Annotated in this window: 16 protein-coding genes; 15 read left to right on the top strand and 1 reads right to left on the bottom strand. The window is 55.1% G+C overall.

The window, feature by feature from the left end:
* Positions 1-5 precede the first annotated feature (5 nt).
* Complete coding sequence (gene asmA, locus ACHH0Z_RS01670) at positions 6-1,856, top strand: outer membrane assembly protein AsmA (protein WP_045407606.1); 1,851 nt, start codon at positions 6-8, stop codon at positions 1,854-1,856.
* Between the two features lie 90 nt (positions 1,857-1,946).
* Here asmA and ACHH0Z_RS01675 read toward each other — a convergent pair whose 3' ends face one another.
* The gene (locus ACHH0Z_RS01675; RefSeq protein ID WP_008499412.1) at positions 1,947-3,530 is read right to left on the bottom strand and encodes a TerC family protein; all 1,584 of its coding nucleotides are present in this window, start codon (positions 3,528-3,530) and stop codon (positions 1,947-1,949) included.
* A 683-nt stretch (positions 3,531-4,213) separates the two neighbouring features.
* Here ACHH0Z_RS01675 and ACHH0Z_RS01680 point away from each other — a divergent pair.
* From ACHH0Z_RS01680 to cpsB, 14 genes are all read left to right on the top strand, one after another.
* Positions 4,214-5,353: a polysaccharide export protein gene (locus ACHH0Z_RS01680; RefSeq protein WP_008499413.1), complete on the top strand. Its 1,140-nt coding sequence runs from the start codon at positions 4,214-4,216 to the stop codon at positions 5,351-5,353.
* A gap of 6 nt (positions 5,354-5,359) precedes the next feature.
* Entirely contained in the window at positions 5,360-5,803 is a 444-nt protein-coding gene (gene wzb / locus ACHH0Z_RS01685) for a low molecular weight protein-tyrosine-phosphatase Wzb (protein ID WP_021241460.1), read from the top strand.
* Between the two features lie 2 nt (positions 5,804-5,805).
* Positions 5,806-7,968 carry a tyrosine-protein kinase Wzc gene (wzc, locus tag ACHH0Z_RS01690; RefSeq protein ID WP_008499415.1) on the top strand — a complete coding sequence of 721 codons (2,163 nt, stop codon included), beginning with the start codon at positions 5,806-5,808 and terminating at the stop codon, positions 7,966-7,968.
* Positions 7,969-8,033: 65 nt separating this feature from the next.
* Positions 8,034-8,876, top strand: coding sequence for a colanic acid biosynthesis glycosyltransferase WcaA (wcaA, locus tag ACHH0Z_RS01695; RefSeq protein ID WP_021241458.1), 843 nt, complete (start codon positions 8,034-8,036; stop codon positions 8,874-8,876).
* Positions 8,876-9,367, top strand: coding sequence for a colanic acid biosynthesis acetyltransferase WcaB (wcaB, locus tag ACHH0Z_RS01700; protein ID WP_008499417.1), 492 nt, complete (start codon positions 8,876-8,878; stop codon positions 9,365-9,367). The genes wcaA and wcaB overlap by 1 nt, the downstream gene beginning before the upstream one ends.
* Positions 9,364-10,581, top strand: coding sequence for a colanic acid biosynthesis glycosyltransferase WcaC (wcaC, locus tag ACHH0Z_RS01705; RefSeq protein WP_023293848.1), 1,218 nt, complete (start codon positions 9,364-9,366; stop codon positions 10,579-10,581). The genes wcaB and wcaC overlap by 4 nt, the downstream gene beginning before the upstream one ends.
* Positions 10,556-11,776 (top strand): colanic acid polymerase WcaD, encoded by a 1,221-nt coding sequence (gene wcaD / locus ACHH0Z_RS01710; protein ID WP_008499419.1) that lies wholly within the window; start codon positions 10,556-10,558, stop codon positions 11,774-11,776. The genes wcaC and wcaD overlap by 26 nt, the downstream gene beginning before the upstream one ends.
* A 16-nt stretch (positions 11,777-11,792) precedes the next feature.
* Positions 11,793-12,539: a colanic acid biosynthesis glycosyltransferase WcaE gene (wcaE, locus tag ACHH0Z_RS01715; RefSeq protein ID WP_008499420.1), complete on the top strand. Its 747-nt coding sequence runs from the start codon at positions 11,793-11,795 to the stop codon at positions 12,537-12,539.
* Between the two features lie 15 nt (positions 12,540-12,554).
* The gene (gene wcaF / locus ACHH0Z_RS01720; protein WP_023293849.1) at positions 12,555-13,103 is read left to right on the top strand and encodes a colanic acid biosynthesis acetyltransferase WcaF; all 549 of its coding nucleotides are present in this window, start codon (positions 12,555-12,557) and stop codon (positions 13,101-13,103) included.
* Positions 13,104-13,127: 24 nt separating this feature from the next.
* Positions 13,128-14,249, top strand: a complete 1,122-nt coding sequence (gene gmd, locus ACHH0Z_RS01725; RefSeq protein WP_003863514.1) for a GDP-mannose 4,6-dehydratase — start codon at positions 13,128-13,130, stop codon at positions 14,247-14,249.
* Between the two features lie 2 nt (positions 14,250-14,251).
* Complete coding sequence (locus ACHH0Z_RS01730; RefSeq protein WP_013097874.1) at positions 14,252-15,217, top strand: GDP-L-fucose synthase; 966 nt, start codon at positions 14,252-14,254, stop codon at positions 15,215-15,217.
* Between the two features lie 2 nt (positions 15,218-15,219).
* On the top strand, positions 15,220-15,699 hold the full coding sequence (locus ACHH0Z_RS01735) for a GDP-mannose mannosyl hydrolase (protein WP_008499425.1): 480 nt from the start codon (positions 15,220-15,222) through the stop codon (positions 15,697-15,699).
* On the top strand, positions 15,696-16,919 hold the full coding sequence (gene wcaI, locus ACHH0Z_RS01740; protein WP_021241456.1) for a colanic acid biosynthesis fucosyltransferase WcaI: 1,224 nt from the start codon (positions 15,696-15,698) through the stop codon (positions 16,917-16,919). The genes ACHH0Z_RS01735 and wcaI overlap by 4 nt, the downstream gene beginning before the upstream one ends.
* Before the next feature lie 3 nt (positions 16,920-16,922).
* Complete coding sequence (gene cpsB / locus ACHH0Z_RS01745; protein WP_021241455.1) at positions 16,923-18,359, top strand: mannose-1-phosphate guanyltransferase; 1,437 nt, start codon at positions 16,923-16,925, stop codon at positions 18,357-18,359.
* Positions 18,360-18,422: the final 63 nt, after the last annotated feature.

The following is an 18,422-nucleotide window of genomic DNA, read 5'->3' on the forward strand; positions in this document are numbered from 1 at the left end:
ATGCCATGAGAAGAGTTCTGACAACGCTGATGATTTTGCTGGTGGTGCTGGTGGCTGGCCTTTCGGCGTTGGTTCTGCTGGTTAACCCTAACGACTTCCGCGCGTATATGGTGCGGCAGGTTGAGGCACGCAGTGGTTATCAACTGAAGCTGGACGGGCCGCTGCGCTGGCACGTCTGGCCGCAGCTCAGCATTCTCTCTGGCCGCATGTCGCTCACGGCGCCGGGGGCGTCCCAGCCGCTGGTGTCCGCAGACAACATGCGCCTTGATGTGGCGCTGATCCCGCTCATTTCCCATCAGCTGCAGGTGAATCAGGTGATGCTGAAAGGCGCGGTGATTCAGCTCACCCCGCAAACTGAAGCTGTCCGTGATGCCAACGCGCCGGTGGCACCGCGTGAAAATACCCTGCCTGATGAACCGTCTGATACTGGCTGGTCCTTTGATATTGGCAAACTGAAAGTGGCCGATAGCGTGCTGGTTTTCCAGCATGAGCACGAAGAGCTGGTCACCGTTCGCAACATTAATCTGCAGATGGAACAGGATGAGCACCATCTTGCATCGGTGGAATTGAGCGGGCGCGTGAACCGCGATCAGCGGGATCTGACGCTGTCGTTGAATGCTAATGTGAATGCGTCAGACTATCCGCATCAGCTCACGGCGAACATCCAGCAGCTTAACTGGCAGCTGACGGGGGCCAATCTGCCCACCCAGGGGATCGCCGGTCAGGGAACGCTGCAGGCCGTGTGGCGTGAGGAACAAAAACAGCTGGAGCTGGATAATCTCAACCTGCAGGCAAATGACAGTAGCCTGAAGGGGCAGGCGAGTGTCACCTTTGAAGAGAAGCCGAAGTGGGTGCTGAATCTGCAATTTGACAAGCTCAACCTGGAAAACCTGTTGCCACCTCTGCCAGCCAGCGCCACGGACAGCGAGGCGACGCAGACGGGGCAAAGCCAGGCACCGGTATCACGTCCGGTTATTTCGTCGAATCTCGATCAACCTGACTATAACGCTCTGCGCGGATTCACGGCGGATATTCTGCTGAAAGCCACCAGCCTGCGCTGGCGCGGCATGGACTTTACCGACGTGAGCAGCCAGATGTTTAACCATAACGGTTTGCTGGTGATCTCCGAACTGAGCGGCAAGATGGGCGCAGGACACTTCTCACTGCCCGGCACGCTGGATGTCCGTAAAGACGTTGCCAGCGCCGAATTCCAGCCGCGTCTCGATAACGTTGAGATAGGGACCATCCTGACCGCGTTTAACTACCCGATCTCTCTGACGGGGCAGTTGACGCTCGCGGGTGATTTCTCGGGCACGAAAATTGATGCCGATGCTTTCCGCCGCGAGTGGCAAGGGCAGGCGCATCTTGATCTGAAAAACTCCCGTATGGAAGGGCTTAACTTCCAGCAACTGGTGCAGCAGGCGGTGGAGCGCAGCAGCGATGTGAAAGCCCAGGAGAGCTACGACAGTGCCACGCGCCTCGACAGCTTCACCACGGACCTGACGCTGAACAACGGACAACTCTCTCTCGACGGAATGCAGGGTACCTCTTCACTCTTATCAGTAACGGGCGAGGGTAAGCTGGATCTGGTCAAAGAGACGGCGGACACGCGCTTTAACGTGCGGGTACTTTCCGGCTGGCAGGGGGAAAGCAAGCTCATCGACTTCCTGAAACAGACGCCGGTCCCGCTGACCGTATACGGCAAATGGCAGGCCCTGAATTACAGTCTGCAGGTGGATCAGATCCTGCGTAAGCATCTGCAGGATGAAGCGAAACGTCGACTCAGCGGCTGGGCGGATCGTAATAAAGATTCACAGGACGGCAAGGATGTGAAGAAGCTGCTGGATAAGCTTTGATGCCTGTTGCGCCGGGGGGCGGCTTCGCCTTACCCGGCCTACAAAAACCGAACGCCGCAGGCCGGGTGAGCGAAACGCCACCCGGCTTTTTTACACCTCAAAATCCAGTTCTTCCTCTTCCCGCAGCGGTATCAGCTGAACCTTCTGCACGCGATGGTTTTCAATCTGGAGCGTTTTAAGCCGATAGTCGCCGACCTGAACCTCTTCCCCCGGCTGTGGGATACGCTGCAAATACTCCATCAGCAGACCGGCAATGGTGTGGTATTCCCGTTTATCATCCAGCGGCAGCGGCACATACTGCACCAGGTCTTCCAGCGGCATATGGCCGTTAGCCGTCCACGAGCCGTCGGCGTTTTTCTGAATGTCGTGGCGGGCGTCTATCTCATCCACCTCGTTTGGCAGATTACCGGCAATGGTTTCCATCACGTCGCTGAGCGTGACCAGCCCTTCCACCGAACCAAACTCATCCACCACAAAGGCAAAGTGGGTGCGCGCGTTACGGAATTGCTCAAGGGCAGAAAGCAACGGCAGCCCCTCCGGGAAGACCAGCGGCTGGCGAACCAGGGCGCGGAGATTGAGCGGCTCACCGTGGAGCTGCTGCTGGAGCAGATCAATGACGTGTACCACGCCCAGCAGCTCCTCTTCCGCTTCCCCGCCGGTCACCACCACGCGGGTGTGCTGGTTTTTATCCAGCAGGGCGCGAATGTGCGCTTCCGGGGCCGTCAGGTCAATATGCTCAATGTCATGCCGCGACGTCATAATGCTGCTGACCGTACGCTGGTTCAGATTGAGCACTCGCTCAATCATCCGTCGTTCCTGCGGGTCAAAGATCTGCCCGTCGCTGTGGTCGGCCAGCATGGCGGAGGATTCGGCGTCCAGCTCCGCATCCTCTTTCTTGCCGCTTAACAGACGCATGACCGTGTCGGCTGTGCGCTGACGCAGAGTCTGATTGGCGGAAAGGAAACGACGGCGGTTGAATATCGCCAGCTGGTTAAGCGCTTCAATCATGACGGAGAACCCGATGGCGGCATACAGGTAGCCTTTCGGAATATGGAAGCCAAAACCGTCGGCCACCAGGCTGAAGCCAATCATCAGCAGGAAGCTCAGGCAAAGAATAACGATGGTCGGGTGACTGTTCACGAAGCGGGTCAGTGCCTTGCTGGCCATGACCATCAGCGTGATGGCAATAATGACCGCGGCCATCATCACCGCAAGGTGGTCCACCATCCCGACGGCGGTGATCACCGAGTCCAGGGAGAAGACCGCATCCAGCACCACGATTTGCGCGACCACCGGCCAGAATTTTGCTCCGCGGCGCTGGGTCGGGTTCTCGCTGTCTTTGCCTTCCAGCCGCTCGTTGAGCTCCACGGTGGCTTTGAACAGCAGGAATAGCCCGCCGAAGAGCATGATCAGATCGCGGGCGCTAAAGCTCAGACCGTGAATGGAGAACAGAGGCTGAGTGAGCGTGACCAGCCAGGAAATAGAGGCCAGCAGCAGTAAGCGCATCACCATCGCCAGCAGCAGCCCCGTTACGCGCGCGCGATCGCGCTGGGAAGGGGGCAGTTTTTCAGCGAGGATGGCGATAAAAACCAGATTATCAATCCCGAGCACCAGCTCGATGACAACCAGCGTAACCAGCCCGGCCCAGATTGAGGGATCGGCAATCCATTCCATAGTAGTAGCAATACCTTCTGTAACATGACTAATGACACAATTCGATCATGGATAAAGCTGTGGGAAAATGCAATGTCAGTATGAGATTTCTCTCAATAATCATTAAATTAAAACTGGCGGGTATAATAGTTTTAATTTATCCAGAAAATCTGTATTTATCCGAAATAACAAAATTAAGAAATATCGCATTAAAAGATGTTCAATCATAACGCTGTCAACATAAAGAAATTCTTAAAAATAAAGTGCATTTCTAAATAAATTCTTAAAAGTTGACGTTCGGAACCCGTTTTCTTGCCTGTTTTGGGATTAACTGTTACAAGATTATTAGCCTAAAAAAGGATATCTCCCGTTAAGGATTGATGTTTTTTTTGGGCGATTAACGAAATAGTGCCTGCGTATTTTGAATGCTTCATTTATTTCACCAGCAAAAAATTCTTGCGGTTTTTTGCCTGTAATTCATTGTGTTATAGCGTATTGGTAGCTGGAAGCCAAGGGCGGTAGCGTGCCTGAATGTGTGTGGGTGGGCCATGATTACGTTGTCAACAGTGACTGGCCAAATAGCGTTTTTTTAGGAATGATGCCACTTATATTTTTATTTAATTAGCTACATTCTTAATGCATTTTAGATTCACACGTATTTAAATTGCACAGGATAATTACTCTGCCAAAGTGATAAATAATCAATGATGAACTCCAAAATGAAATTGATGCCATTATTGGTGTCTGTGACCTTGATGAGCGGTTGCACGGTCTTTCCCGGAAGCAATATGTCTACAATGGGCAAGGATGTGATCAAGCAACAGGATGCCGATTTTGATCTCGACAAAATGGTGAATGTTTATCCACTTACGCCTCGTCTGGTCGAACAATTACGCCCACGTCCAAACGTTGCCCAGCCAAATATGTCACTGGACCAGGAAATTGCTTCCTACCAGTATCGCGTAGGGCCTGGAGACGTCATTAACGTGACCGTCTGGGATCACCCCGAACTGACCACGCCAGCGGGCCAGTACCGTAGCTCAAGCGACACCGGTAACTGGGTGCAGTCAGATGGCACCATGTTCTATCCCTACATTGGTAAAGTCCATGTAGCAGGGAAAACGCTTGCCGAGATCCGCAGTGATATTACCGGCCGCTTAGCGCAGTACATCGCCGATCCGCAGGTGGACGTTAATATCGCCGCATTCCGCTCGCAAAAAGCCTATATCTCCGGCCAGGTGAACAAATCTGGTCAGCAGGCCATCACCAACGTTCCTCTGACCGTGCTGGACGCCATTAACGCCGCAGGCGGGTTAACCGACGGCGCCGACTGGCGCAACGTGGTACTGACCCACAACGGGAAAGAGCAGCGCATTTCGCTGCAGGCGCTGATGCAAAACGGCGATCTGACCCAGAACCGCCTGCTTTATCCGGGCGACATCCTCTATGTACCACGCAATGACGATCTTAAAGTCTTCGTGATGGGTGAAGTGAAGAAACAGAGCACCCTCAAGATGGACTTCAGCGGTATGACGCTGACCGAAGCGCTGGGCAATGCTGAGGGTATCGATCTGACGACCTCTAACGCGACCGGTATCTTCGTGATCCGTCCGCTGAAAGGTGAGGGCAGCGCGAAAGGCAAGATTGCCAACATCTACCAGCTGGATATGTCCGATGCGACCTCTCTGGTGATGGCGACGGAGTTCCGTCTCCAGCCATACGACGTGGTGTATGTCACTACCGCACCGGTTGCCCGCTGGAACCGTCTGATCAACCAGTTGCTGCCAACCATCAGTGGCGTTCGCTACATGACGGATACGGCGCGCGACATTCATACCTGGTAATCCGCGATGTTTAACAAAATTCTGGTGGTATGCGTGGGGAACATTTGCCGTTCCCCTACGGCTGAACGGTTGTTGAAACACTACCAGCCCGAACTGACCGTTGATTCGGCAGGGCTGGGTGCACTGGTCGGTAAAGGTGCCGATGAGCGCGCAATGAGCGTGGCGCGGGACCATCACCTCTCTCTCGACGGGCATGTTGCCCGCCAGGTCACTGGCCGCATGTGCCGTGAGTATGACCTGATTCTGGCGATGGAAAAACGCCATATTCAAGCGCTGTGCGATATCGCTCCGGAGATGCGCGGTAAGGTGATGCTGTTTGGACACTGGGACAATGAACGTGAAATCCCCGATCCATATCGCAAAAGCCATGAGGCTTTCGAGGCGGTTTACACCTTACTTGACCAGTCTGCCCAACAGTGGGCGCAGGCACTGAAAGCTCAGCAGGGATAACAATGACAGAAAAAACAAAACCTTCTGCCGCCCCGACTTCGGGCAGTGATGAAATTGATATTGGGCGCCTGGTTGGCACGGTTATCGAGGCAAAGTGGTGGGTGCTGGGCATTACCGCCGTGTTTGCCGCGGCGGCCGTCGTCTATACGCTGTTCGCCACCCCTATCTACAGCGCCGATGCGCTGGTGCAGATCGAGCAGAATACCGGTAACTCGCTGGTGCAGGACATTGGCTCCGCGCTGGCGAACAAGCCGCCGGCCTCTGACGCTGAAATCCAGCTCATCCAGTCACGTCTGGTGCTGGGTAAAACGGTTCACGACCTTGGGCTCGATATCTCCGTCACCAAAAATACCTTCCCAATCTTTGGTGCGGGCTGGGATCGGCTGATGGGCAGAAGCAACGACACGGTGAAGGTCACTGACTTCGTGCTGCCAAAAGGGGCAGCCGATCAGACCTTTACCCTGACGGTGCTTGGCCCGAAACAGTATCAGTTGACCAGCGACGCGGGCTTTAGCGCGCGAGGTGAAGTCGGACAGATGCTGAGCAAAGACGGCGTCAGCATGATGGTCAGTGCGATCAACGCCCAGGAGGGCGGGGAGTTTACCGTCACCAAATTCTCCACGCTGGGGATGATCAACAACCTGCAAAACAACCTGACCGTCACCGAAAACGGTAAGGACACCGGCGTGCTGAGCATGACCTTTACCGGGGAAGATAAGGATCAGATCCGCGACATCCTGAACAGCATTACCCGCAACTACCTTGAGCAGAACGTTGAGCGTAAGTCGGCTGAAGCGGCGAAAAGCCTGGCGTTCCTGTCGAAACAGCTCCCGGAAGTGCGCGCCCGCCTGGATGATGCCGAGAACAAGCTGAACGCCTACCGCCAGGATAAAGACTCTGTCGACCTGCCGCTGGAGGCGAAATCGGTCCTCGATTCGATGGTCAATATTGATGCGCAGCTTAACGAGCTGACCTTCAAAGAGGCGGAGATTTCCAAGCTTTACACCAAACGCCACCCGGCCTACCGCACCCTGCTGGAGAAACGCCGCACGCTGGAAGAGGAGAAGGCGAAGCTCAATGACCGCGTGACCGCGATGCCGAAAACCCAGCAGGAGATCGTGCGTCTGACCCGCGACGTGGAGTCCGGACAGCAGGTTTATATGCAGCTGCTGAACAAGCAGCAGGAGCTGAAAATCACCGAGGCAAGCACCGTGGGTGACGTGCGCATCGTCGACCCGGCCATTACCCAGCCTGGCGTGCTGAAGCCGAAGAAAGCGCTGATCATTCTCGGCAGCATTATTCTCGGCCTGATGCTCTCCATCGTTGGCGTGCTGCTGCGTTCGCTGTTCAACCGCGGTATCGAAAGCCCGCAGGTGCTGGAAGAGAACGGTATCAACGTCTATGCCAGCATTCCGCTGTCTGAGTGGCAAAAATCCCGTGACAGCGTCAAAACCATCAAAGGCGTTAAGCGTTACAAACAGAGCCAGCTGCTGGCGGTGGGTAACCCAACCGACCTGGCGATTGAAGCGATACGCAGCCTGCGTACCAGTCTGCACTTCGCCATGATGCAGGCTAAAAACAACGTCCTGATGCTGACCGGTGTTAGCCCGTCAATCGGTAAAACTTTCGTCTGCGCCAACCTGGCAGCGGTCGTTAGCCAGACCAACAAGCGCGTGCTGCTGATCGACTGCGATATGCGCAAGGGCTACACCCACGAGCTGCTGGGCACCAATAACGTCAACGGTCTGTCGGAGATCCTGCTTGGCAAAGGTGACATCAGCCAGAGCGCAAAACCGACTACCGTGCCGAAATTTGACCTGATCCCACGTGGTCAGGTACCGCCTAACCCGTCCGAGCTGCTGATGAGCGAACGCTTTACCGAGCTGGTGGAGTGGGCGAGCAAAAACTACGACCTGGTGCTGATCGATACGCCGCCGATTCTCGCCGTGACCGACGCTGCCGTTGTGGGGCGCCATGCGGGTACGACGCTGATGGTGGCGCGTTACGCGGTGAATACGCTGAAAGAGGTGGAAACCAGCCTGAGCCGCTTCGAGCAGAACGGGATTGAGGTGAAAGGGGTGATCCTGAACTCCATCTTCCGCCGTGCGACCGGGTACCAGGATTACGGGTATTACGAGTACGAATATAAGTCTGACAGCAAATAACAATCCCCCTCACCCTAACCCTCTCCCGAGGGGAGAGGGGCGGGGTGAGGGATCAGGGGAAGATCATGACCACACAACGCCCTTTAGTTTCAATCTATATGCCGACATGGAATCGTCAGCAGCTGGCGATCCGCGCAATCAAGTCGGTGTTACGTCAGGATTACGATAACTGGGAGCTGATCATCGTTGATGACTGCTCTTCCTCGTATGAACAGCTGCAAAAATTCGTGACTGACCTCAACGACCCGCGGGTGGTCTATACCCACAACGAGATTAACTCCGGCGCCTGCGCTGTACGAAATCAGGCGATTATGCAGGCCAAAGGTCAGTATCTGACCGGCATCGACGACGATGACGAATGGACGCCGAACCGCCTGTCTATTTTCCTGTCGCATAAAGAGCAGCTGGTCACGCACGCGTTCCTGTATGCCAACGACTATGTCTGTCAGGGCGAGGTGTACTCGCAGCCTGCCAGCCTGCCGCTCTATCCGAAATCACCGTACTCTCGACGCCTGTTCTACAAGCGCAACATCATTGGTAACCAGGTCTTCACCTGGGCGTGGCGCTTCAAGGAGTGCCTGTTCGATACCGAACTGAAGGCCGCGCAGGATTACGACATCTTCCTGCGGATGGTGGTGGAGTATGGCGAGCCGTGGAAAGTGGAAGAGGCCACGCAGATCCTGCACATCAACCACGGGGAGATGCAGATCACCTCGTCGCCGAAGAAGTTCTCGGGCTACTTCCATTTTTACCGCAAGCACAAGGACAAGTTTGACCGTGCCAGCCGTAAATATCAGCTCTTTACCCTCTATCAGATCCGCAATAAGCGCATGAACTGGCGCACGCTGCTGACGCTGTTGTCCATACGTAACGGCAAGCGCCTGGCTGATGGACTTCGGGGGAAATAATGTTTCTGGAAGATTGCCGCGCTAACAGCTGGAGCCTGCGTCCTTGCTGCATGGTTCTGGCGTACCGCATCGCGCATTTTTGCTCGGTGTGGCGTAAGAAAAATATCCTGAACAACATCTGGGCGGCCCCCGTGCTGGTGCTGTACCGCATCATTACCGAATGCTTTTTTGGCTATGAAATTCAGGCCGCTGCCACCATTGGCCGTCGCTTTACCATCCATCACGGCTATGCGGTGGTGATCAACAAGTTCGTGGTCGCCGGGGATGATTTCACCATCCGCCATGGGGTGACCATTGGCAACCGTGGGCCAGACAGCCTGGCCTGCCCGGTCATTGGCAATAACGTCGAGCTGGGCGCGAACGTGGTGATCATTGGCGACATTACGATTGGTAACAACGTCACGATTGGTGCGGGCAGCGTGGTGCTGGACACCATTCCGGATAACGCGCTGGTGGTGGGAGAAAAAGCCCGCGTGAAGGTGATTAAATGAATATTCTGCAATTTAACGTACGCCTCGCAGAAGGCGGAGCGGCAGGGGTGGCGCTGGATCTACACCAGCGCGCGCTGCAAAAAGGACTTCAGTCTCGTTTTATTTATGGCTATGGCAAGGGCGGCAAGAAAAGCGTCAGTCACGATAACTTCCCGCAGGTGCATAAGCACACGCCGCGCCTGACCTCGATTGCCAACATTGCGTTGTTCCGTCTGTTTAACCGCGATCTGTTTGGCAACCTGAATACGCTTTATCGCACGGTGACCCGCACTACCGGCCCGGTTGTGCTGCATTTTCACGTGCTGCACAGCTACTGGCTCAATCTGGAAGAGGTGGTGGCGTTTTGCCAGAAGGTGCAGGCCCACAAGCCCGACACCCGCTTCGTCTGGACGCTGCACGATCACTGGAGCGTAACCGGCCGTTGCGCGTTTACCGACGGCTGCGAAGGCTGGAAAAACAACTGCCAGAAATGCCCGACGCTGAGCAACTATCCGCCGGTGAAGGTGGATCGCGCGCACAAGCTGGTGGCCGGAAAGCGCCAGCTTTTCCGCGACATGCTCTCGCTCGGCTGTACGTTTATCTCCCCGAGCCAGCACGTGGCCGATGCCTTCAACAGTCTGTACGGGGCAGGGCGCTGCCAGATTATTAACAACGGCATCGACGTGGCGACGGAAGCCATTCTCGCCGACCTGACGCCGGTGGCGCAAACCACGGGCAAACCGAAAATCGCTATCGTTGCGCATGACCTGCGTTACGACGGGAAAACCAACCAGCAGCTGGTGCGCGACATGATGGCGCTGGGTGACAAAATTGAGCTTCACACCTTCGGCAAATTTTCACCGTTCGAAGGGGCTAACGTGGTCAACCACGGGTTTGAAACCGATAAGCGCAAGCTGATGAGCGCGCTGAATGAAATGGATGCGCTGGTGTTCAGCTCCCGCGTGGATAACTACCCGCTGATCCTCTGTGAAGCGCTCTCCATCGGCGTGCCGGTGATTGCCACCCACAGCGATGCGGCACGTGAGGTGCTGGAAAAATCCGGCGGGAAAACTTTTGCGGAGCAGGAGGTTCTGCCGCTGGTGCAATTGCCGAAGGCGCAGATCGCTCAGGCCGTTTTTGGCACCGACCTGGAATCGTTCCGCAACCGCAGCCGCAAGGCCTACAGTGGACAACAGATGCTGGAGGAGTATGTCTCGTTCTATCAGAATCTGTAGTTATCTGCTGCTGCCGCTGATTTACCTGCTGGTCAACGTTAAGATTGCCCAGCTCGGCGAAAGCTTCCCGATAACCATCGTCACCTTCTTGCCCGTTCTGCTTCTGCTGTATGTCGATAAAATCAACCTGAAGAAGCTGATGATTGCCTTAGGGTTGGGTACGGGTCTGACGCTGTTTAACTATATCTTCGGCCAGTCGCTGGATGCCAGTAAATACGTCACCTCGACCATGCTGTTTGTTTATATTGTCATTATTATCGGCATGGTCTGGAGTATTCGCTTTAAAACGATTTCTCCGCACAATTATCGGAAAATCCTCAGGTTCTTTTATATTGCCGTTGCGTTAATTGTTATGCTTGCTGCTATGGAGATGGCGCAAATTATTCTCACCGGCGGCAGCAGCCTGATGGAGATAATTTCGAAATATCTCATTTACAGCAACAGCTATGTATTGAACTTCATCAAGTTCGGCGGGAAGCGTACCACGGCCCTCTATTTTGAACCGGCGTTTTTCGCTTTGGCGTTAATCTCAATTTGGCTCAGCATCAAACAGTTTGGTATCAAAACGCCTAAGACCGATGCTATGATTCTTGCAGGAATCGTTCTGTCTGGATCGTTCTCAGGGGTAATGACATTTATCCTGTTTTACCTGCTGGAATGGGCGTTTCAGTACCTGAACAAAGATGCGATTAAGAAAAAACTGCCGCTGGCGATTATCTCCCTGACGGTATTTATGGTGGGCGTGATATTTGCCTTCCCCTACATCTCAGAACGTCTGGGTGATTTGGGAACGGAAGGATCCTCGTCCTATTATCGCATCATTGGACCACTGGTGATGGTGGGTTATTCCTTAACCCATATTGATGGTGTAGTAAGATTCGGCTCACTTTACGAATATGTTGCATCATTCGGAATCTTTAACGGTGCGGATGTCGGTAAAACCATAGACAATGGTCTGTATCTGTTAATTATTTATTTTTCGTGGTTCGCCGTACTGTTGACGCTGTGGTATCTGTTTAAAGTTTTCAAAATGATGATTAACGCGTTTGGTGATAACCAGAACTTTCGCGTGCAACTTTATCTGTTTACGCCGGTGTCGCTGTTTTTTACCGGGTCAATATTTAGCCCGGAATATGCTTTCTTGATTGTCTGTCCGTTTATTCTGCGCAAAGCGCTTAATATTACGCACGTATGACGAAATGAGGTGATTTATGTTTCTTAGCGTCATTACTGTCGCTTTTCGTAATTACGAAGGGGTGGTAAAAACCTGGCGCTCGCTGCGCAACCTGGCGCGCGATCCAAGCCTCACCTTTGAGTGGATTGTGGTCGACGGCGGCTCGAACGATGGCACGGCAGAGTTTCTGGAAAAACTCAACGGTGAGTTCAACTTACGCTACATCAGCGAGAAAGATAAAGGCATCTACGATGCAATGAACAAAGGCATTAACATGGCGCAAGGCCGTTATGCCATCTTCCTGAATTCGGGTGATATCTTCCATGACGACGTGGCGCTGTTTGCCCGTCAGCTGGCGCGCCAGAAAGAGGACGCCATGTATATTGGCGATGCGCTGCTTGATTTTGGCGACGGACATAAAGTGTGCCGCAGCGCGAAGCCGGGCTGGTATATCTACCACAGCTTACCGGCCAGCCATCAGGCCATTTTCTTCCCGGTAAAAGGTCTGAAAAAACAGCCTTACGATTTGCAGTATAAAGTGTCATCCGATTATGCACTGGCCGCCAGTCTGTATAAGTCAGGTTACCCGTTCCGCCGAATTAAAGGGCTGGTATCTGAGTTTTCAATGGGGGGTGTGTCAACCTCGAATAATCTGGAGTTGTGCCAGGATGCCAAAAACGTGCAGCGTAAAATATTACGCGTGCCGGGATTCTGGGCGGAATTATCTTATTTTTTACGCGTGCGTACCACGAGTAAAACGAAAGCCTTATATAACAAAGCCTGAATATAAGGAAACGTAATGCAGGATCTGAACGGTTTCTCCGTACCGAAAGGTTTTCGGGGGGCGGGCGGTATTAAAGTGCAGCTATGGTGGGCGGTTCAGTCCACCCTATTTGCCTGGTCACCGCAAATACTGTACCGCTGGCGAGCATTTTTATTGCGTCTGTTTGGCGCAAAAATAGGAAAAAACGTAGTCATTCGTCCTTCGGTGAAAATTACCTATCCCTGGAAATTAACACTTGGGGATTACGCCTGGGTAGGGGATGACGCGGTGTTATATACCCTGGGCGAGATTACGATTGGCGCGAATTCGGTGGTTTCACAGAAATGTTATTTGTGCACCGGCAGCCACGACTTTATGAGTCAGCATTTTGATATTACCGCTTCGCCTATTGTGATCGGTGAAAAATGCTGGCTGGCAACGGATGTTTTTGTTGCACCGGGTGTTTCTGTTGGCGATGGCACGGTAGTCGGTGCCCGCAGCAGCGTTTTTAAATCGCTACCGGCAAATAAAATTTGTCGTGGCAACCCCGCAGTGGTGATACGCGAACGCGTTGAAACTGATTAAATTCATAAGTAGAGGAATATAAACATGTCTAAAGTCGCTCTCATCACCGGCGTTACCGGGCAGGATGGTTCTTACCTGGCAGAGTTACTGCTGGAAAAGGGTTACGAAGTACACGGTATTAAGCGTCGTGCGTCTTCATTTAACACCGAACGTGTCGATCATATTTATCAGGATCCTCACGCGGCGAACCCGAAATTCCACCTGCACTACGGCGACCTGACCGATACCTCCAACCTGACCCGTATCCTGCAGGAAGTGCAGCCGGATGAAGTGTACAACCTGGGCGCGATGAGCCACGTTGCGGTCTCCTTCGAGTCTCCGGAATACACCGCTGACGTGGACGCCATGGGTACCCTGCGTCTGCTGGAAGCGATCCGCTTCCTGGGTCTTGAGAAGAAAACCCGTTTCTACCAGGCATCCACCTCTGAGCTGTACGGCCTGGTGCAGGAAATCCCACAGAAAGAGACCACGCCGTTCTACCCACGTTCTCCGTACGCGGTAGCGAAACTGTACGCCTACTGGATCACCGTGAACTACCGTGAATCCTACGGCATGTACGCCTGTAACGGCATTCTGTTCAACCACGAATCTCCACGTCGCGGCGAAACCTTCGTGACCCGCAAAATCACCCGCGCAATCGCCAACATTGCGCAGGGTCTGGAATCGTGCCTGCACCTCGGCAACATGGACTCCCTGCGTGACTGGGGCCATGCCAAAGACTACGTGAAAATGCAGTGGATGATGCTGCAGCAGGAACAGCCAGAAGACTTCGTGATCGCCACCGGCGTGCAGTACTCCGTTCGTCAGTTCGTCGAAATGGCTGCCGCTCAATTGGGCATCAAGCTGCGCTTCGAAGGCACCGGCGTGGAAGAGAAGGGCATCGTGGTTTCCGTGACCGGCCATGACGCACCGGGCGTGAAGCCAGGCGACGTGATTGTGCAGGTTGACCCACGCTACTTCCGTCCTGCTGAAGTGGAAACCCTGCTGGGCGACCCAACCAAAGCGCACGAGAAGCTGGGCTGGAAACCAGAAACCACTCTGCAGGAGATGGTTTCCGAGATGGTAGCCAAAGATCTTGAAGCAGCGAAAAAACACTCCCTGCTCAAGTCTCATGGCTACGAGGTTGCCATCGCGCTGGAGTCCTGAGAATGACAAAACAACGTATTTTTGTCGCCGGTCATCGCGGAATGGTGGGTTCCGCGATTGTTCGCCAGCTCGAACAGCGCGGTGACGTCGAAGTGGTTGTCCGCACGCGCGACGAGCTGAACCTGCTCGACAGCCGTGCGGTACAGGACTTCTTTGCAAACGAACGTATTGACCAGGTGTATCTGGCGGCGGCGAAGGTGGGCGGCATTGTTGCCAACAACACCTACCCGGCGGATTTCATCTACGAAAACATGATGATTGAGAGCAACATCATTCACGCGGCGCATCTGCACAACGTGAACAAGCTGCTGTTCCTCGGCTCATCCTGTATTTACCCGAAAATGGCAAAACAGCCCATCGCTGAAAGCGAGCTGCTGCAGGGCACGCTTGAAGCCACCAACGAGCCGTACGCGATTGCCAAAATTGCCGGGATCAAGCTGTGCGAGTCCTACAACCGTCAGTACAACCGCGACTATCGCTCGGTAATGCCGACCAACCTGTACGGACCGCACGACAACTTCCACCCGAGCAATTCGCACGTGATCCCGGCGCTGCTGCGCCGCTTCCACGAGGCGACCGCCGAGAATGCGCCGGATGTGGTGGTGTGGGGCAGCGGTACGCCGATGCGCGAATTCCTGCACGTGGACGACATGGCTGCGGCCAGCATTCACGTGATGGAGCTGGATCGCGAGGTGTGGCAGGAGAACACCGAGCCGATGCTGTCGCACATCAACGTGGGCACCGGCGTGGACTGCACCATTCGCGAGCTGGCGCAGACCATCGCGCAGGTGGTGGGCTACAAAGGCCGCGTGGTGTTTGACGCCACGAAACCGGACGGCACGCCGCGCAAACTGCTGGACGTGACCCGTCTGCATCAGCTGGGCTGGTATCACGAGGTGTCACTGGAGCAGGGGCTGGCCAGCACCTATCAGTGGTTCCTGGAAAACCAGCATCGCTTCCGGGGGTAACGATGTTTTTAAGTCAGGAAGATTTTGCCACGGTAGTGCGTTCCACTCCGCTCATCTCAATTGATTTGATCGTGGAGAACGAACGCGGCGAGTTCTTGCTGGGGAAACGAACCAACCGTCCTGCACAGGGCTTCTGGTTCGTGCCCGGCGGGCGCGTGCAAAAGGATGAGACGCTGACCGATGCGTTTGAGCGTCTCACTCTGGCGGAACTGGGCCTGCAGTTGCCGATGGCAGCGGGCCAGTTTTACGGGGTCTGGCAGCACTTCTATGACGATAACTTTTCGGGCACCGGGTTCTCCACGCACTACATCGTGCTGGGGTTCCGCCTGAAGGTGAGTGAGGCAGACCTGCGTCTGCCTGATTCTCAGCATGACGACTACCGCTGGCAGACGCCAGAGGCGCTGCTGGCGAGCGACAATGTGCATGACAACAGCCGTGCCTATTTCCTCGCTGAACGTCAGTCCGGGGTGCCGGGCTTATGAAGATCCTCGTATACGGAATCAACTACTCGCCGGAATTAACCGGTATCGGGAAATACACCGGCGAGATGGTCGAGTGGATGGCGAGCCAGGGACATGACGTGCGGGTCATTACTGCGCCGCCGTACTACCCGGAGTGGAAAGTGGGGGAGCGCTACTCAAGCTGGCGCTACCGTCGCGAAGAGGGTGCAGCGACCGTCTGGCGCTGCCCGCTGTATGTGCCTAAGCAGCCCTCGACGCTGAAGCGCTTGATTCATCTCGGCAGCTTTGCCCTGAGCAGCTTCTTCCCGCTGATGGCGCAGCGTCGCTGGAAGCCGGATCGCATTATCGGCGTGGTGCCGACGCTGTTTTGCACGCCGGGCATGCGCCTGCTGGGCAAACTCTCCGGCGCGCGCACCCTGCTGCACATTCAGGATTATGAAGTGGACGCCATGCTGGGCCTGGGGATGGCAGGCAAAAGCAAAGGCGGCAAGGTGGCGAAGCTCGCCAGCGCGTTTGAGCGCAGTGGCTTACACAACGTGGACTACGTCTCAACGATCTCGCGCTCCATGATGAACAAAGCGCAGGAGAAAGGCGTCCCGGCGGAGAAGGTGATCTTCTTCCCGAACTGGTCCGAAGTGGCGCGTTTTCGCGACGTGACTGAGCAAGACGCTCAGGCGCTGCGCGCGCAGCTCGGTTTGCCTGAAGATCAAAAAATCATTCTTTACTCAGGCAATATCGGCGAAAAGCAGGGGCTGGAGAGCGTGATCGAGGCGGCTCAACTGCTGAACGAACATCCATGGATGTTTGTGATTGTCGGGCAGGGCGGTGGAAAAGCGCGGCTGGAAAAAATGGTCAGCGAACGCGGCCTGACCAACGTGAAATTCTTCCCGCTTCAGTCTTACGAGGCATTGCCTGCGCTGCTGAAGATGGGCGACTGCCATCTGGTGGTGCAAAAGCGCGGCGCGGCGGACGCGGTGCTGCCGTCCAAGCTGACCAACATTCTGGCCGTGGGCGGTAACGCGGTGATTACGGCCGAAGCCGAAACTGAATTAGGCCAGCTGTGTGACAGCTATCCGGGGATTGCGGTGTGCGTAGAGCCGGAATCGGTTCCGGCGCTGGTCACCGGCATTGAACAGGCACTTGCCATGCCAAAAGTGAACACGGTGGCACGTGAATATGCCGAACGCACACTCGAGAAAGAGAACGTGCTGAGCCAATTTATTGCAGATATACGGGGATAAATCATGAGTCAAACCACTTTGTATCCGGTTGTGATGGCTGGTGGCTCTGGTAGCCGGTTGTGGCCGCTGTCCCGCGTGCTCTATCCAAAACAGTTCCTCTGCCTGAAAGGGGATCTCACCATGCTGCAGACGACGGTAAACCGTCTCCACGGCGTGGAGTGTGAAAGCCCGGTGGTGATCTGTAACGAACAGCACCGCTTTATTGTTGCCGAGCAGCTGCGCCAGCTGAACAAACTCACAGAAAATATCATCCTGGAGCCTGCCGGACGCAATACCGCACCGGCTATCGCCCTGGCGGCGCTGGCGGCAAAACGCAGCAGCCCGGACTGTGACCCGCTGATGCTGGTGCTGGCGGCAGACCACGTGATCCAGCAGGAAGAGGCCTTCCGCGACGCGGTGCGTGCGGCCATTCCTTACGCTGAGAGCGGTAAGCTGGTGACCTTCGGTATCGTGCCGGATCTGCCGGAAACCGGCTACGGCTACATCCGTCGCGGCAACGTGACGCCGGGTGAAGGCGACAGCGTGGCGTTTGACGTGGCGCAGTTCGTTGAAAAACCGAATCTGGAAACCGCGCAGGCGTATGTCGCCAGCGGGGAATATTACTGGAACAGCGGGATGTTCCTGTTCCGCGCCGGACGCTATCTGGAAGAGCTGCGCAAATATCGCCCGGATATTCTGAGCGCCTGCGAGAAAGCGATGGCTGTGGTGGATCCGGATCTCGACTTCATCCGCGTGGATGAAGAGGCCTTCCTCGCCTGTCCGGAAGAGTCCATTGACTATGCGGTAATGGAACGCACGGCTGACGCCGTCGTGGTACCGATGGATGCGGGCTGGAGCGATGTTGGATCCTGGTCCTCCCTGTGGGAGATCAGCGCCCATACCCCGGAGGGTAACGTCCATCACGGCGATGTCATTAGCCACAAAACGGAAAACAGCTACGTCTACGCCGAGTCCGGCCTGGTCACCACGGTTGGGGTAAAAGATCTTGTTGTGGTCCAGACCAAAGATGCCGTGCTGATTGCCGACCGTAACGCCGTGCAGGACGTTAAAAAAGTGGTGGAGAAGATCAAGGCGGATGGCCGTCACGAGCACCACATTCATCGCGAAGTCTACCGTCCGTGGGGCAAATATGACTCCATTGACGCCGGTGACCGCTATCAGGTGAAACGCATCACCGTGAAGCCGGGCGAGGGGCTGTCGGTGCAGATGCACCATCACCGCGCCGAGCACTGGGTGGTGGTCGCGGGAACCGCCAAAGTCACCATTGACGGTGAAGTGAAACTGCTGGGCGAAAACGAGTCCATCTATATTCCGCTGGGGGCGACGCACTGTCTGGAGAACCCGGGGAAAATTCCTCTCGACTTAATTGAGGTGCGCTCCGGCTCGTATCTGGAAGAGGACGATATCGTGCGCTTCCAGGACCGCTACGGGCGAGTGTAGCTCTCTGCATCATGCCCGGTGGCGCTGCGCTTACCGGGCCTACGAATGACAAAAAAATTAATT

The sequence above is a fragment of the Enterobacter cloacae complex sp. 2024EL-00227 genome (genome assembly GCF_043945315.1).
In the GTDB taxonomy this organism is placed as follows: Bacteria; Pseudomonadota; Gammaproteobacteria; order Enterobacterales; family Enterobacteriaceae; genus Enterobacter; species Enterobacter roggenkampii.